Source organism: Arenibacter sp. F20364 (genome assembly GCF_023015905.1).
Lineage (GTDB): Bacteria > Bacteroidota > Bacteroidia > Flavobacteriales > Flavobacteriaceae > Arenibacter.
On record NZ_JALKBD010000012.1, the window covers coordinates 41400 to 57743 of the forward strand.

Consider the following 16344-nt stretch of genomic DNA (forward strand, 5'->3'; position numbering starts at 1 on the left):
TTGCTTTTTTTGTTAGCTTTACAAAAATCAACAAACCAAATTATGAATTCCAAAATACTTCGCATTTCCCTTATTGCCGCCTTGGCGGGTTTTTTATTTGGCTTCGACACCGTAGTTATTTCAGGCGCCGAGAAAAAATTACAACTTTTATGGAATTCCTCCGAAGCTTTTCACGGAACGGTGGTAATTGGCATGGCTTTGTTCGGAACCGTTATCGGAGCCATATTGGGCGGCATACCGACCGACAAAATTGGCAGAAAGAACACCCTTATTTGGATCGGTATTCTGTATTCTGTCTCGGCCATAGGTTCTGCCTTTGCCAATGACCCTGTTACCTTTGGAATATTCAGATTTATTGGCGGTTTGGGTGTTGGCGCATCAACCGTTGCAGCTCCGGCCTATATTTCGGAAATAGCTCCGGCAAAAGATCGGGGCAGGTTGGTTGGACTTTACCAATTTATGCTGGTTTTCGGGATACTCGTGGCCTTCATGTCCAATTATCTCCTCAGCAATGTAGGCGAAAACGATTGGAGATGGATGGTTGGCGTTGAAGCCTTCCCGGCTATAATATATACCTTATTTGTTCTTACCGTACCAAAAAGCCCGAGATGGTTATTGACCAAAAACAGGAGCGAGGAAGCCAAAAAAATACTCAACTCTATAAATCCAGACCTATCATTGGAGGAATTGGAAGCTGAAATTGCCTATGGGAAAGAAGCTGCAGTCGCCTCCGAGAGTATTTTCATGAAGAAATATCGCTTTCCTTTGACTTTGGCCTTTCTAATTGCCTTTTTCAATCAATTTTCAGGAATAAATGCCTTTCTATACTACGCTCCCAGAATATTTGAAGCGGCCGGACTGGGTGAAAGTACTGCGCTTCTCAGCAGTATAGGGATCGGCATCACGAACCTTATCTTTACCTTCTTGGGCATATTCCTGATAGACCGCCTTGGACGTAAACAACTAATGTATTTTGGATCTTTTGGCTATATCATTTCCTTGTCGCTCGTAGCTGCTGCGTTTATTTTAAACTGGGAAGGAATGGCTGTCCCTATTTTTCTATTCTTGTTTATTGCATCGCACGCAATTGGGCAAGGGGCTGTAATCTGGGTTTTCATCTCCGAGGTATTTCCGAATCATTTGAGAGGATCTGGCCAAGCCTTTGGCAGTTCCGTACATTGGGTCCTAGCCTGGATTATCCCCTCCTCCATCCCAGCACTTTTTGCCTGGGTAGGTCCTGGACCTGTTTTTGGGTTCTTCGCCTTTATGATGGTATTGCAATTGCTCTTTGTAATTTTCTTGATGCCGGAGACAAAAGGAATTACCCTGGAGGAACTTAGTAAAAAACTGAGTAAGTAAGAAAATACCACTAACTGGTTTTCAGTGTTTTATCGAAAATTTCAACAGTATAACGGATTAGTATACTATTTTGAAGTCGTTTAACGGATTTGACCCTAAAACACGTGTTAATTTGAGGATAATTCATTAAATTGTTTTAAAATCTGAATATCATGGATGATGTTACTTTTGGAATTAGGGTTCTCAATGGGTTCCTTAGTCTTATGGTGGTAGTTTTGATCGCCATTCTATTGGCTGTAATTGTCTGTTTGATTTTAGCTGCTTTTGGCTTCTTTTAAATGGATCTGATTCTATCCCCCAAGGCCTATAGAATTCCGGGTCGTATTCTACCCCCAATATGACGGATTATAATTTTTATTTCATTGGAGTTTGGTTCAATTTAGCGATTACGTCTAAATTGGGCTGAAGTTTGTATGTCATTTAAGTTACTATTTTTTCACCGAACAAGTCCAAAATAGGCTTACCCTGCCCATCTGGCGTGGTGTAAAAGGGCCTACCTTCAATAGTATAATTGGTTTCCGGGTCCATACCCAAAGCGTGATATATGGATTGATGTACCTGATCTATCACTACTGGGTTTTCAATTGAGGAGCAAGGTCGCTCATCCGCTGTTTTACCGTAGACCAAACCTTTTTTGACACCACCACCCCACATAAGTATAGAACTACCATCCGTAAAATGTCTGTGCATGCCATAGAATTTTTCATCCTCGATAATATCAGGCTGATCTACTTGATCTTGTACCGGTACTCCCGGGCGACCTTCCATAATGGCGTCCCTACTAAATTCACTGGCCAGAATAATAAGTGTCCTGTCCAAATGCCCTGATTCGTCCAGATCTTTAATTAGTTGTGCTATGGGCCTATCTATAAGCTCCTTCATTTTCGCCGCCCGGGTATGACCATTTTCATGAGTATCCCACCCTAAAAAAGGTTCATATTCCGTAGATACACTTATAAACCTGCCCCCGTTCATGGCCAGTCGTTTAGCCAAAAGACATCCCAGACCAAACCTACCGGTATTGTAGGTATCATAGACCTCCTTGGGTTCCTGGGCTAAATCGAACACCTTGGCTTCAGGAGAATTCAACAACCTATAGGATTGCTCCATGGATCGCATCAAGGATTCCCTTTGATAATCACTCCCCCCCTCCATGATCTTGCTCTTATTGGCCAACTCCTTATAAAGCTTATAGCGGGCTTCAAATCTCTTAAGCGACATCCCTTGTGGCGGCCTTACACTATCCAAACCTGTAGAAGGGTCCGGTATTAGAAACGGACCATATTCACTCCCCAAAAATCCAGCAGAATGAAACGCCTTTAACTCTTCGGCTTCCCCAACAGTAAAACGTTGCCCCATGGCAATAAATGGTGGGATTACCGGGTTTACAGGACCCAACTCCTTGGCAATCCACGCTCCTATATGGGGAGCTTGCACAGACTGTGGCGGTTCATAGCAGGTATGCCAATGATACTGATGCCGTGTATGCAGGATGTGACCTAGATCTGCCGACTTATAGGAACGGATTATGGCGCCTTTATCCATAACACCTCCTATTGATTCCAGACCCTGAGAAAAATGGAGTCCATCCACAATAGTGGGCACCTTCGGAAAGGTACTTAAAACCCTTTTGCTCTCCACCCCCTTGGAATAAGGTACATATGCCTTAGGATCAAATGTTTCCGTATGGGCCATTCCCCCCGCCATCCATAGTAATATAACCGTATCCGCTTTGGATGTTATTGCCGGAACTGAATTACAGGAACTTAAAAAACTGGCAACAGGAATACTTGTCGATGCTGCCGCCAGACTGGCAGCCGCCATCTTTTTTACAAAATCCCTACGTGCATTGGTATGTAAATCCTTATTCATTATTGCTTAGTATATAAATTGAAATTCGGGAGAATTGAACATGGACCAAAAAAGGTCCTGCAAAGCTTCATCTTTTGCATCCGTTTGCAAGGCATTCAGCATTATTCCCCTTTCTTTATCCGTTGGATTTCTGCCCAAGGTTTTTTGATATAGATCGAGTACTATTTCCTCGTTCCGATCACCGTACTTCTTAAGCCATTCCTCCGCTCCCTCCTTGAGCACGCCATTGAAATACTCTCCATTGGTCAACTCTAGGGCTTGTAACAAAGTTGCCTGTTCATCTCTTGTAGTGGCCACATTTTCCCTAGAAGGCCTGCCCATAACCTTCATAAATGGATGTTGTTTTACAAGGCTCGCCCGAGCAAATTCCCTTTCCGAATTTTCAAAGGTAAAATTCACCAATTTGTCCCAGTTACTAGAACCGTAGTTACGTACTCCTTGCCAATTACCATCATTAAAATTCGTGTTTACCCATCCTTCTTCTGGCAGTTTATCCGTACTTTTCCATTTATCATTGGAAGTTATCAAAATATCCGTCCCATCTTCATATAGAATTTTCATGGCGAACAAGATTCCAGCGGGATTGGCAATGCTTCCTTCGTTTTCACCCTCAACAGCCAATATATTCCCAGCTTGAACAAGCTTGTCAGAAACCTCTAAACGGTCTACTTTTCTCCAGTCCTTACCCTCAGAGATTTTTTTGCCATTGAGATATAGGGCATAGGAATGATCAACGGAAATTAAAGTTGTTGCCGACACTATTTTTTTATTGTTCAAATTGAAACCATAACGGAAATATCGTTTCCCCGGTTCAGGCAACACATCGCGATCAAACTTGACTTCCCTGTGCCAGATCCTCTTATACGGCAAACCTTCACTATTGGGGTCATAAGCCGCCGCATAATACATAGGGGCCACTACTTGGCTAACCGCATCGGAAAACTGCTCTGCACTTAATCGTCTCAATATTGGTCCGTTAAACACATACCCATTTTTCAGATCTTCCTGCTTTTCCAATCGGGTCGTTTCCAGTTGGTAGGATTTCGACGTCATGATCATTTTCATGAGACCTTTTACATCATAGCCGGAATCTACAAAATCTGCCGCTAACCAATCCAGAAGATCGGCATTCCAAGGTTTATTGTCCATTTCATCTACGGGTTCCACAAGACCTCTTCCCATAAAACGTTTCCAAAACCTGTTGGTAATGGTTCGGTAAAGTCTACCATTCTCCGGCTTTACCATGACTTCTGAAAGCAATAACAATCTTTCCTTTACACCTTCGGCTTCAACAGAACCCAGTTCCGGATACAGAAAATTTACTTCGGCCATTTTCCCTATCGGCATATCACATCTATTCAGTTCCATTATGGAATCTGCAAAAATCGAAGCAAATCCATAGGATTGCTCCAAAGTAAGATTACTTACAAAACTGTTATGGCAGGAGGCGCATTTTACGTTTACCCCCATTAATGACTGCCCAATATTTTGGGCGGCCTGCATTTCCGTTCTTTGACTGGCATTGACCAGGCCACGCCATTTAATTCCTTTAATAAAACCTTCCGATTCTTCATTTGGATTTATTAATTCTTTGACCATTACATCATAAGGCTTGTTTTCCAAAAGGGAATTGTAAAGCCAATCCGTAATCTGTTTACGGCCTCCAGTAATAAATCCGGGACCACTGTAATCGTTCCTGAGTATATCATTCCAAAAACTCAACCAATGCTGGGTATAATTGTGCTTGTCGCCCAACAATTCATCAATGAGCTTAACTCTCTTTTTCTTGTCCCCATTGGTCACAAATTGGTCTATTTTCTGGGGCTCCGGAAGTAGACCTAAAATATCCAGGTAAACACGCCTTATAAATGTCCTGTCGTCCACCACTTCAGGCCATTTCAACTTCTTTTCCTTGAAATAGGAATCCATTAATTTATCTACGGGATGGTTCTCCATGCTCTCTTTTGGCAAATTAGGTTGTGTAAGGGCCAGCTCTGCTTCCGGGAAAATCTTTAGTGCCCCATCCGACCATTTTGCGCCATTTTTGATCCACAACTCTATCAATTTTATTTCGCTCTCCTTCAACACCTTACCTTTCTTGGGCATTACATCATCATGATCGGGAGGAAGGCTTACCCTACGATACATCTCACTCTCCTCTGGCCTGCCTTCTACAATAATAGGACCCGACTTGCCTCCCTGGTAGACTCCTCGTTTATTGTCCAGTACTAAATCGCCCTTTTGCTTGTTCTCACTATGACATTGATAACAGTTATGTGCCACAATTGCCCTGACCCCTAAATTTAAATTCTCCTGCTGCGCTTCCGTTAAAGAATCCAAGCCCTTTAATTCGGCGTAAAGTACCCTAGTCTTTTCATCATCATAAGAATTTTGATTGTTCGGTAACACGCTAGTCAAATAATCTTCCCCATGGGTTAGGTTTGCTCCCAAATGACCTGCTACAACCAGTAAAACTACCGTTGAGAACAACCCAAATCGATAATAAACAAAATTCGAAAACCTCCCATTTAAAGTATTTCGCAACAAGATATATGTGATGCCGGCCAAAATGGCCGTAGCGATACCAGCATTTTGATGAAACTGTACCAAATCCCCAACGTAGTCGTCATGGGTGCGGAGCAACCAACCTAAGGCCGCAGCCAGAATGGCAAAACCCGCTCCCAAATAGACCATCCAATTAATTCCTTCCCTTAGACCCTGTCTTTTTCCACCCAGCGTTAAAAATTCCAAAAAGATGGCAACTACCAATAATCCAATCGGAAAGTGCACTACCATTGGGTGAAAGCGCCCCAACAACTGAAAAATCCAATCCCAAGAATTAACGTCCATAGCTGCAATTTAATGTTTTTTCGTATGCTAATATTATACAAAATAGGAGGAGCTTCATCTTGCTCAAAATTTTATACCTATTATATATAATTTCCTCTAAGTTAACTATTCAGTTCAAAAATACAATACTCACAGCCACAGTAATTCACAAAAAAAAGCAACCTACATGGGTTGCTTTTATATATAAAGTTAATACTGTATCACTTTCCTGGAAGAACTACATTCTCCACGACATGGACAAGCCGGGTCAATTGTTTTGATGCGGGAATTCTATTTTTTGGTCTTTTGTATACTTTCCACTTCTTTTCTGAACCTCAATATCATTAAACTATCCAATTGACCACCAATGCTATCCCTCATGGAGGCCCAATTCTGAGAATTCATATCGCCTGCGTACCGCATTATCTTGTTAAATCTGGCCACGTTGAACCGATTAGCCTTCCAAGCGGCCTTAGTACTTTCCTGATGTTTTAGATCCTGCAAGTATATCCCGACCCCAAAGCCAACAATAACAAGACCCAATATCAATAACCAACGGGCGGATGTTTTAGACATTATTCTGAATTTAGATTAAAACAATAAATTGTTCCATTTAGACACCACATTATATTTACGTAATATTTGATGTCTTTGGACCGTTAATTTCAAGAGATCTTCCTAGGACCCTATTACTGTGTGCTACTATACAAACTTGGAAACTACCAATAGCAATACAATAACAGCAAAGGCACCACTAAATGTCAGTACCAGGTCTATAAAATTGAATTTCTTTTTCATCACTTTTTTTTATTGTTTTCCATAGTCATCACCTTAACAGAGGAGAGGTATTTAATTTTGGTTGGGTCATTCCTTGGTTTAAACTTCTAATATGCCTATGAGCCACATTACTAACATTAAAGTTAGCATGGAATGTCCATGTTTCAAAATATCAACGTTCAATGCCAACAAACCTTGGATAAAATGTAAATTTCTTTAATTATGAATTAAAAACTAAGTGTTCAACTTTTATATTAGCTAAGCAAAAATTTATGTTGACACCCTTGAATATGGTCCGTATAATCTAGAGTCCAATATTTCCAGAAAAATAAAAAACACACATTCAAAAATAGATTTGGCTACAAATTTATAACTACATTACCTTTTTTACGACCAGTGTCCACATAGGAATGGGCTTCGGCAGCTTCATGTAAAGCGTAACGTTTATCAATGACCAATTTCAGTTGGCCGGCCACCAATAAATCCGTTAGCTCACTCAACATAGTACTAAGCTTATGAACGGACAAAAGTCCGGTAGCCGCAAACTTTGCCCTTTGGCTACCAAATTTAGAGGTCCACAGCATTTGAAATAGTAGTGGCATACTTAGTACAGGCGACAGGTAGGTGCCATTTTTTGCCAGTGCTTTTTTGCTTTTATGGAACGAGCTTTTGCCCACAGTATCAAAAATTACATCATAACTATTTCCTGTTGTAGTATAATCTACCATGGTATAGTCTATGACCTTATCCGCTCCAACAGACCTTACCATGTCGCAATTGACGGAACTGCAAACAGCTGTTACTTCTGCCCCAAGGTTTTTGGCCAATTGTACAGCGGCAGTACCAAGACTACCTGAAGCACCATTTATTAGCACCTTTTGTCCACTTTTTACATTGGCCAACTCCTTTAAATAATTCCATGAGGTCAAAGGTCCGTCACACACACATGCAAGTTCTTCATGAGCTACATTTCTAGGTTTTAAAACTATAGGACCTTCTTCGGAAATACAGAGGTATTCCGCATTGGCACCGGCACCAAATACCGACTCCCCAAAGACTTCATCACCTACTTGGAAACGTTGAACATCGGCACCTACAGCTTCGATTTTCCCTGAAAAACCAGTCCCTGCTATAGGGTATTTGGGTTTTGTTAAACCAATAAAAAGTCGGCCGTACCACGGATTACCCTTTCTCATCATGGTATCTGCCGCGGTCACGTTGGCCGCTTTTACCTTTATTAAAAGCTCATCTTCCTTAGGTTGGGGCTTGGTTATTTCCTTATATTTTAGGACCGCCGGGGAACCATACTTTGTAATTACAATTGCTTTCATGTTTTTTTTGACAAATGTATACTGTGGCTATAAGCCAATCGTTCCAATTTCAAAATCAGAACAAAGTAAAGGCAGTTTCCAATGGTTCCGGGTTGTGGATGCATTCAAGTCAAAGACTATTGGCCAAGTCTTACTTTTTTTAATTCCATGTGCAAAATTGGATAGGGTTTTCCTGAAGCATCCAATTCCGAACGGCCAATTGTTGTGAAGCCAGAATGCCTATAAAATTCTACGGCCTGATGGTTCTGTTCATTTACATCTACCTTATACACATTCAATTCATGAATAGAATAAGCCAACAAAGTCTTGCCTAATCCTCTCCCGCGGTATTCTGGATGAATAAATAACATTTCCAAATTCCTTTCTGCCGTACCCAAAAAACCAATTATCTGCTTTCCATGACCCCTTATACACCTTAATTGGACGGCACTTAAATACTCGTTTAATATTAGCGGTTTAAAATATAGTATGTCCTCTTCCTTTAAAAAGTGGTGTGTGGCCCTGACCGAAGCCTCCCAAACCGCAACCACTTCAGGGAATTCGGCCTTTTCTACCTTGTCTATGTAATGTGCCATTTGCAACAACTATAAAATCCCAAAAATAAAAATCTTATGAAAAATCTACCATTACAAAGTGAAATCCGCTCCTATCCTATTAGCAAAACTCCGGACAGATAAGTGAATTAGAAAGCGTAAAGGCCTATAATTAGTTACAGCTGGTATTTAATTCTTGGTATTCGGATATTGATACATTAGGTATGCTCTGAGCACCTTGGATTTTGATACAGCTTAAATTGGGATTTCTATCCACCTTTAAGTCAATTAGCTCCTGATTGTTGCCCACATCCAGATCTGTAAGTGAATTGCTTGAAATATAAAGATGCGTTAAACTGGCATTATGTTCAAGATCAATATTCTGAATTTTATTGTTAGAAATCAACAGGGTTTCCAAAAGTGTATTTTTACTAAAATCTACAGAAGTCAGCTCATTCGTCGTCAGTAATATATTTTTCAGATTTATAGACCCCCTGACATCAAAGGAATGTAATAAGTTGTTGCTTATTTTTAATATTTCAAGAGTTTCATTTACAATGCTAAATTCTTCCAATTCGTTAAAGGATAGATTTAATTCTTTTAAGTGAGTCGCTTTGGAAAGTCCGTTAATGGCACTAAGTTGGTTAGACTGCACATCCAATAAAACTAAATTGGGGTTGTTACTGATATCAATGTTAGAGATATAGTTGCCAGCAAGATACAAAGTGTCCAATAAGGAATTGGACTTCAGGTCTATACTCTCTAGGTTGTGCTGTATTGCAGATAACCTCTTTAAATTCACGAACCCTTCAATTCCGCTTAAATCATTGATTGCACCATTGCCTGAATAATTCAAATCCAAAACGCTCACTTGTGCAGCATCCTTACTCAGCATCCTTTGATTTAAGATGCCGTCAGAATCTATGCCTTGATCTATTAATATAGCTTCAAATGTGGCATCCGGAATGTCCAGGTATTGGTCTTTGTCGGAATCCGAATCGTTCCTGGAGCAGGAGGTCAAAAAGATCGTAATCAATATTGCTATCTGAATTGAAATACGAATGATAAAACGAATAGTCATTATTAAATAAAATTTCATTGGTTATATTTTTCTTGCAAAAGCCAAATTAATGGTAATATTTAAACGGTAATATTTAGGCAAAGGTGCATAAAATGACAAGATCAATCGTTCTAGTTTGTAAATCGGAACCTTTTATGCGACTATTTTTTTCCAATAGGCTCTAGGAGTTGTACCCATTGTCTTTTTGAAATAGGTATTGAAAACGGTCTTGGAGTTAAATCCACTATCGTATGCCAAGGCCAAAATAGTAAGGTGTCTTTGGGAGTCATCAGCGACTTTACCCTTAAAAGTTTCTAATCGGAAGGTATTTACAAAGTCGGCAAAATTCTTCCCATAACCTTCATTCAATAGTTGTGATAGTTGATTGGAAGGTATTCCCATCATTGTTGCCAAATTGCTAAGTGTAAGGTTGGGATCCAAATATGGTTCTTTTTCCAACATCAACCCATCCAATTGTTTCCTATATTTCGTGAGCTGCACTTTACTGAACAATGGTTTTTGATACTTTCTTTTGATGTCCCCAAGTTCACTTCCCTCTCCCAAAATTTCTCTCCGAAGCTCTTGAATACGAAGCATGCCATAAAAGGGTTTAAGTATTGGCTCCACAAATATATATATCATCATTGGTAATCTTTGGGTGACACCTTGCTCTATTAATTGTATAGTTTCCGAGGTCTTCCCCAAAAGTGCATTACACAATATCAGCAGGTTCATTGCCCTACCCATTAGATCGGTTTCCAAAGTAGCTTCCAATTTGGCTATTCCCTTTTCGGCTTGTTCTTTATTTCCCAAAACTGCATATGCCATGGTTATTCCTCCCAACCTCATCACATCTTCGGTCTCGTCTTGGGGAAGTTTCTCAAAAAATGCCAATGCTTCATTGCCCTTTCCCATTAATAAGAGCGCTTGACCCCAATATAATATTGACGTTTTAAAATCCGTTTTGAGTTCTACACCCTTTTCGAAGCTTTCAATGGCGGTGTCATATTTTTCCTCACAATAATCTATAAAACCTTTTAAATGATAATTTATGGAGGAAAAAGGATCTAGCTGAAGGGCAGTTTCAATATACGTACGTGCTGCTCCAAATCTTCCTTCGGCAACCAACATCGATGCCATGCTAGGATAATAGTCAACGAGAGGGCCCGCTTCATAGACTTTGTTCAGATGCCGATATGCTCCGGGAAGATCCCACTTCTGAATAAAGGAGGCGTAAGAAAGGTGCAATTGACATTCCGGCAAATTTTCATCCAATTCCATAGCCTTTTCCAGATAGGGCTGTCCTTTTGCAAAGGCCTCATGTAAGGGAAATAATCCTATGGTTCCCAGAAGGGTGTAGGCCAAATGCATCCCAAGGTGTGCCAATGCAAAATGAGGCCAATCCTCAATAATTTTTTCCAAAATTGAAATCCCTGTTTCAATATCGGACTTTCCCATCTTAAGTATATGATACCTACTTTTTAAATACCGTTGGTATATATCAATGGGGATTTCTGGGTCTTGCACCAATTGATCCCCAATTTCAAAATGCCCAATATGCTCCCTAAGTCTTTCGGCAATGAGAAGGCTAATTTCATCTTGAACGGCAAATACATCATGTAGGGAACGATCAAATGTTTCCGACCAAAAATGAAAATCGTCCTCAACATCTATCAACTGGGCAGTAATGCGCATTTTATTACCTGATAAACGTACACTTCCCTCCAAAATAGTAGATACATTAAGTTCCTGACCAATCTGGGCAATAGGTAGATTTACATTTTTAAAATGAAAAGAAGATGTTCTTGAAGTTACTTTCAACCCCTTATTTTTTGCCAGGGCGTTAATAATTTCCTCTGTCATCCCGTCACTAAAATATTCGTTATCGTCACAAGAACTCATATTAACAAAAGGGAGAACGGCAATTGATTTAGGTTCATTTTTAGGTATTTCAATCAGATTGGACCGACTGGGTACTTGTAGGCCTTCCTTGTTTACAGCAAATATCCCAAGGGGTTCCGCAATGTTTTTTAAGCGAAACTGGCCCAAGGACACTGTAGGAATATGTGGGTGATTCTTTAATTCATCGTTCAATTTGCCGGACAACAATATTGAACCTGCAATCCCCAAATTCTCTATACGGGAGGCCAAATTTACCCCATCGCCATAAACTTCCGTACCATCAAAGACAATATCCCCTAGATGAAGCCCTATGCGAAGGGGCACCGAGCTATCTTCCTGCAGTGCCATTTGTATGTCTACGGCGCATTCCACTGCCTCCAACCCACTTGCAAAAACGCTAAGCGTTCCATCGCCATAATACTGTAGAATATCCCCATTATGTAGCTTATGGCTTTTTTCAAACTCTTGTCTATGCCGGGTCCGCATTTGGGCCGCCGCATTTTCATCCCTTTGCATTAGAGCGCTGTAGCCCACAATATCTGTGAACATTATGGCCGCAATACGACGATTTTTATTACTGGACATTAATTTTCAGGCTTAGATTACTTACTTAAAAAGTAACATATCCCAAAAGTACAATAATTTGCAAAAAACGATTATAGCTAACAGTTTTAAAAAAGACATTAACTTTACTATGGTTTTCCAAGAGTTTATATTTTAGATGGCAGTACAATTACCTCCCAAAACTAAAAGAAACCTTTACCGTATAATCCCATTCGGACTTATATGGTTGATTAGTGGTTGGGTATTTTGGGTCGTAGAGCAGGCAGCGGCTGGTAGTTCTGTCCAGAACCACAACTCCAGGGTTGTCATGAACCTAGAGATATTTATCTTTTCCAGCATTGCCCTCACGGCTGTTGGACTTCTCATTGGGACCATAGAACTCTTGTATCTAAACCAAGTTTTTTCGAAAAAAAGTTTCACTCAAAAAATAGCCTACAAAATCATATTTTATATTTTATTGCTGTTGATCATTACCGTGATCACCTACCCCATTGCCAAGAGTTTGGAATTGGATATTTCAATTTTTGACCAGCGCGTTTGGGATATATTGGGAGATTACCTTACCAGCTTTACGCATCTTAGTACCGATATACAGTTGACCTCATCACTATTGGTCTCCTTATTCTACGCGGAGATCAGCGAAAATATTGGACATGGGGTCCTAATGAATTTCTTTACCGGAAAATATCATTCCCCAACAGAAGAATTAAGGATATTTATGTTTTCGGATATGAAGTCTTCCACTGCCATAGCGGAGCAATTGGGCCATATAAAATATTTTGAACTGCTGAAAGAGTACTACTCAGATTTTTCGGAAGCTATAATTCAACATTCTGGGGAAATATATCAATATGTGGGGGATGAAATTATTATCTCCTGGAAATACGAGGATGGTATTGCCAACAACAATTGCCTTAAATGCTTTTTTGCCATGAAAGAAGATCTTCACAAAAGAGCAGATTGGTACTATGCCACTTATGGTGTTATACCTACCTTTAAAGCTGGATTACACTTCGGAAAGGTAACCACTGGGGAAATAGGTGAGCTTAAAAAGGAAATTATATTCACGGGCGATGTACTTAATACTACCGCCAGAATTCAAGGACTTTGCAACCAATTTAATTTAGACTTCCTCATTTCAGGGGATCTGAGCCAAAGCCTGCCAAATCAATCGGAATTCACAATTCAATCCTTGGGAAAAAATGAACTAAAAGGAAAGGAGGAAAGCATGGAATTGTTTACCATTGTACAATCTCCCCTGCTTTAGGTCATAAAACCAAAAAATCTAAAAAAAGCCCAGCATTTAAAAGTTGAAACGTTTGCTTCTCGCATAAACACCTTCTCTAATCGAATGGGAGAAATGTTAAGCTTATAAAAAGCAAGTTAGTACCCATATGAACGATTAAGGGATATCTAAACCCGAAACTGAGCCTTGTATATCCAGCAATAGTAGCACTAAATAATTGAGGCAACGTTAAAACTGGAAGTAATAGAACATTGGTCGCCGTTAATTCAAAATTGAATATATGCAGCCAAGCAAACAATACACAGGATACATAGTATATCCATCTAATATTATTTTTCCAAAAAACAGATAAACATTCAGTTATTTTCTTATTGTACATTACAGCATATACTATTAAACCTAGAAACAGCGACAGTAAAAATCTCTTATAAAAAGTTTCATCCACCAAGCTTAGATTGGTTTTGTATATGGCTTTTGTAAGTATGTAATACGAAAGGGTCGCAAAAGTAAGGGCAAAATATAGCGGCTTGAACTTTAGACTTAACCTAAAACAAACTTCTTCATAGAAAGGAAGAATTACACCGCCCACCAATAGATAGGCCAAAGGTGTAAAGCGCTCCGCCATATTGGCATCCGTGATATTTTTAGGCTCATAAAAAATGGCAAGCACATTAGCCACCAAGAGAGAAAAGGCCAACTTAATTAGAAATAACCCCAAGGTGTCGTATGTTTTGTTCCTGACGGTTAGATGCTGTAAGGTCGCATATTGTGGTTGAGCAATAAACCGCGCTAAATCCTTTATCAATCTCATGTAAAATTTAGGTCTAACAAAAGGATACTTCATAATATTTATTTTTTTGATTTGTCTAACTACTTCAGGGTTGCAAGTTAAATAGGGAATTCCCCTAAAAAGTTCCGATTATCATTAAAAAGGTTCCGAATATCAAGTAGACCCTGGATCTTATAAAACATTCTCGAACTAGACTCCCACCAAGAAAGGGCTTTCAGGGTGTTATTAGATTAAAATTTGTATTTTAGATTTGATTTTTCGTTAAAACAAATACCCACTGCCAGCAAGTGCATACCTCTTTTAATCCCAAATCTATTGCTGTACTGCCTTTTTTAAACATTGGGAGAGAAGAGAACGAATACTTTTCGGATGGTATTACCGAAGAGATCATCAATGCCCTTACCAAAGTCCGCGACCTAAAGGTAACTGCGAGAACATCTTCATTTTATTATAAAGGGAAACATCTGGATGCACGTCTTATAGGCAATGAGCTTGGAGTGGAGACATTATTGGAAGGTAGTGCGAGGGTCATAAATGATCGGGTAAGGATTTCGGCACAATTGATACGCACGGATAACGGCTTTCATATTTGGTCGGAAAATTTTGACCGCGACCTTTCTGACATTTTTGAACTGCAAGATGAGATAAGCCTGCTCATCGCCGATAAGATTCGGGAGAATTTTGGGCACTTCGATGTACAGGAACATTTGATCGAAGCCCCAACCAAAAATATCGATGCGTATCAGCTTCTCTTAAAGGGTCGTGAATTGCGCATGCGCTGGAACGCCCAGGATGTCAGTGATGCAATGGACTGTTTTGACCAAAGTATAACTCTAGATCCATCTTATGCCGATGCCCATTTTGAAAAAGGGTGGTGCTTAGGTATGCTGGCCAGTTGGGGCTATGTGAAAAAGGAGGAGGGACTCTTGGAAGCCAATCGACATATTGATAAAGGGCTGCAATTAAATCCAGATTCTGCCGTGGGACATTATGTCAAGGGAACCATCAGTTTTTGGGGATATTGGAACTATAAGGATGCCTTTGAGCATTTACAATTGTCTCTTGAAATAAACCCTAATTCCTCGGAAGTACGTGATGCTATGGCAGACGGGTTTTCTGCTTTGGGAATGATAGACAAAGCCTTGGCCAATAACGAAATGGCATTGCGTATCAACCCCCTATCCGCCAACCTGTATTTCACAAAGGGAAATATGATCTATTTTAAAAAGAACTATAAAGAAGCAATTGTTCTTTTTGAGAAGGCCTTATCATTAAATCCATTTTTGCCGTTGGCATTGGAAATGAAGGCTGCAGCCCTTGTATTGGACCGTCAACCCGATGAGTTGGCATCCTTTGTAGAAAACACCCCTCAATTGGAACGATCCAAAACGTGCCGGGCCATTTACGACCTCATGCACAACGCAAATATTTTTAATATTTCAAAACAAGAAGTCGAAAAAGAGTTTATTGAAGCTTCTGAATTGAGTCTTCGTGCTTGGGACCTATATTATGAAATCTACATTGGCAATCATGAAAAGGCCTTGAACATACTTGATAGTAAAATAAAAGAAAGGTCCGGGCAACTTTTTAATTTTAGAAACGACCCTTTTTTGGAGCCATTACGTGCCTACAAAAAATATCGGGAAATAGAAGATTCCGTATTTCTAACCCTTGATTCGCCAAGAATAATTCAAGAACCTACAAATCCTGTATCTCCATCTCCTTTTGACGATAGCCAAATTGATAATTTTTCCAAGGCATTAGAATCAGTAATGCAAGAAGAAAAATTATTTATAGATTCCGAACTTAGCTTAAAACAATTGGCGGTACAAATAAGCTTGCACCCCAACAAGCTTTCATGGTTGTTGAATAATCATTTTGGGAAAAATTTCAATGACTTTATCAACGCATATCGCCTTGAGTACTTTAAACAGATTGCTATAAAGAAAGAAAATAAAAATATTACACTTTTAGGACTGGCCTACGACAGTGGTTTTAATTCCAAGACTGTCTTCAATACCTTCTTTAAAAAAGAAACTGGGATGACTCCAAAGCAATGGGTAAAGGCCAATACGCCATAG

The 16344-nt window shown here is 39.8% G+C and carries 11 protein-coding genes; 3 read left to right on the forward strand and 8 right to left on the reverse strand.

Annotated features, from left to right (window positions below; all coding sequences use genetic code 11):
* Window positions 1–9 precede the first annotated feature (9 nt).
* Window positions 10–1359, forward strand: a complete 1350-nt coding sequence (locus tag MWU84_RS11665) for a sugar porter family MFS transporter (protein WP_281502549.1) — start codon at window positions 10–12, stop codon at window positions 1357–1359.
* Window positions 1360–1779: 420 nt separating this feature from the next.
* Here MWU84_RS11665 and MWU84_RS11670 read toward each other — a convergent pair whose 3' ends face one another.
* The 7 genes from MWU84_RS11670 to MWU84_RS11700 form a co-directional block, all read right to left on the reverse strand.
* Window positions 1780–3231, reverse strand: coding sequence for a DUF1501 domain-containing protein (locus tag MWU84_RS11670; protein WP_246901658.1), 1452 nt, complete (start codon window positions 3229–3231; stop codon window positions 1780–1782).
* A 6-nt stretch (window positions 3232–3237) separates the two neighbouring features.
* The gene (locus MWU84_RS11675) at window positions 3238–6081 is read right to left on the reverse strand and encodes a DUF1549 domain-containing protein (protein ID WP_246901659.1); all 2844 of its coding nucleotides are present in this window, start codon (window positions 6079–6081) and stop codon (window positions 3238–3240) included.
* Window positions 6082–6351: 270 nt separating this feature from the next.
* Complete coding sequence (locus MWU84_RS11680) at window positions 6352–6636, reverse strand: hypothetical protein (protein WP_246901660.1); 285 nt, start codon at window positions 6634–6636, stop codon at window positions 6352–6354.
* A gap of 560 nt (window positions 6637–7196) precedes the next feature.
* Entirely contained in the window at window positions 7197–8168 is a 972-nt protein-coding gene (locus MWU84_RS11685) for an NAD(P)-dependent alcohol dehydrogenase (RefSeq protein WP_246901661.1), read from the reverse strand.
* Window positions 8169–8284: 116 nt separating this feature from the next.
* Window positions 8285–8743: a GNAT family N-acetyltransferase gene (locus MWU84_RS11690; RefSeq protein ID WP_246901662.1), complete on the reverse strand. Its 459-nt coding sequence runs from the start codon at window positions 8741–8743 to the stop codon at window positions 8285–8287.
* A gap of 130 nt (window positions 8744–8873) precedes the next feature.
* Entirely contained in the window at window positions 8874–9800 is a 927-nt protein-coding gene (locus MWU84_RS11695; RefSeq protein ID WP_246901663.1) for a hypothetical protein, read from the reverse strand.
* A gap of 114 nt (window positions 9801–9914) precedes the next feature.
* Window positions 9915–12248: a helix-turn-helix domain-containing protein gene (locus tag MWU84_RS11700; RefSeq protein ID WP_246901664.1), complete on the reverse strand. Its 2334-nt coding sequence runs from the start codon at window positions 12246–12248 to the stop codon at window positions 9915–9917.
* 136 nt (window positions 12249–12384) lie between these two features.
* Between MWU84_RS11700 and MWU84_RS11705 the strand changes: the two genes are divergently transcribed.
* Window positions 12385–13494: an adenylate/guanylate cyclase domain-containing protein gene (locus tag MWU84_RS11705; RefSeq protein ID WP_246901665.1), complete on the forward strand. Its 1110-nt coding sequence runs from the start codon at window positions 12385–12387 to the stop codon at window positions 13492–13494.
* Window positions 13495–13570: 76 nt separating this feature from the next.
* Here the strand turns inward: MWU84_RS11705 and MWU84_RS11710 are convergent, their stop codons facing one another.
* Window positions 13571–14317: a hypothetical protein gene (locus MWU84_RS11710; protein ID WP_246901666.1), complete on the reverse strand. Its 747-nt coding sequence runs from the start codon at window positions 14315–14317 to the stop codon at window positions 13571–13573.
* Window positions 14318–14550: 233 nt separating this feature from the next.
* On the opposite strand from MWU84_RS11710, the gene MWU84_RS24425 reads away from it, so the two are divergent.
* The gene (locus MWU84_RS24425; protein ID WP_246901667.1) at window positions 14551–16344 is read left to right on the forward strand and encodes a helix-turn-helix domain-containing protein; all 1794 of its coding nucleotides are present in this window, start codon (window positions 14551–14553) and stop codon (window positions 16342–16344) included.